Origin of the sequence: Collimonas sp. OK307 (assembly GCF_900113705.1) — a bacterium.
Lineage (GTDB): Bacteria > Pseudomonadota > Gammaproteobacteria > Burkholderiales > Burkholderiaceae_D > Collimonas.
In genome coordinates this window covers 1-1,152 of record NZ_FOQI01000042.1, presented here as the reverse complement: position 1 = coordinate 1,152, position 1,152 = coordinate 1, and the positions used below count along the sequence as shown (strand labels likewise).

1 rRNA gene is annotated in these 1,152 nt (G+C 52.3%); it reads left to right on the top strand.

Features of this window, described 5'->3' with window-relative positions:
* A 16S ribosomal RNA gene (locus tag BM205_RS23890) occupies positions 1-1,063 on the top strand; the annotation flags it as partial.
* Positions 1,064-1,152 lie beyond the last annotated feature (89 nt).

The following is a 1,152-nucleotide window of genomic DNA, read 5'->3' as shown; positions in this document are numbered from 1 at the left end:
CCTAATGACGGTACCTGAAGAATAAGCACCGGCTAACTACGTGCCAGCAGCCGCGGTAATACGTAGGGTGCAAGCGTTAATCGGAATTACTGGGCGTAAAGCGTGCGCAGGCGGTTATGTAAGACAGGTGTGAAATCCCCGGGCTTAACCTGGGAATGGCATTTGTGACTGCATGGCTAGAGTGTGTCAGAGGGGGGTAGAATTCCACGTGTAGCAGTGAAATGCGTAGAGATGTGGAGGAATACCGATGGCGAAGGCAGCCCCCTGGGATAACACTGACGCTCATGCACGAAAGCGTGGGGAGCAAACAGGATTAGATACCCTGGTAGTCCACGCCCTAAACGATGTCTACTAGTTGTCGGGTCTTAATTGACTTGGTAACGCAGCTAACGCGTGAAGTAGACCGCCTGGGGAGTACGGTCGCAAGATTAAAACTCAAAGGAATTGACGGGGACCCGCACAAGCGGTGGATGATGTGGATTAATTCGATGCAACGCGAAAAACCTTACCTACCCTTGACATGTACGGAATGCTGAAGAGATTTGGCAGTGCTCGAAAGAGAACCGTAACACAGGTGCTGCATGGCTGTCGTCAGCTCGTGTCGTGAGATGTTGGGTTAAGTCCCGCAACGAGCGCAACCCTTGTCATTAGTTGCTACGAAAGGGCACTCTAATGAGACTGCCGGTGACAAACCGGAGGAAGGTGGGGATGACGTCAAGTCCTCATGGCCCTTATGGGTAGGGCTTCACACGTCATACAATGGTACATACAGAGGGCCGCCAACCCGCGAGGGGGAGCTAATCCCAGAAAGTGTATCGTAGTCCGGATTGTAGTCTGCAACTCGACTACATGAAGTTGGAATCGCTAGTAATCGCGGATCAGCATGTCGCGGTGAATACGTTCCCGGGTCTTGTACACACCGCCCGTCACACCATGGGAGCGGGTTTTACCAGAAGTAGGTAGCCTAACCGCAAGGAGGGCGCTTACCACGGTAGGATTCGTGACTGGGGTGAAGTCGTAACAAGGTAGCCGTATCGGAAGGTGCGGCTGGATCACCTCCTTTCTAGAGTTTGCATGAAAGTTAAGCGTCCACACTTATCGTCTGTTAGTTAAGAAGAACAGGTATCGGTCAAAGGCTGCGGCGCGTAAAAG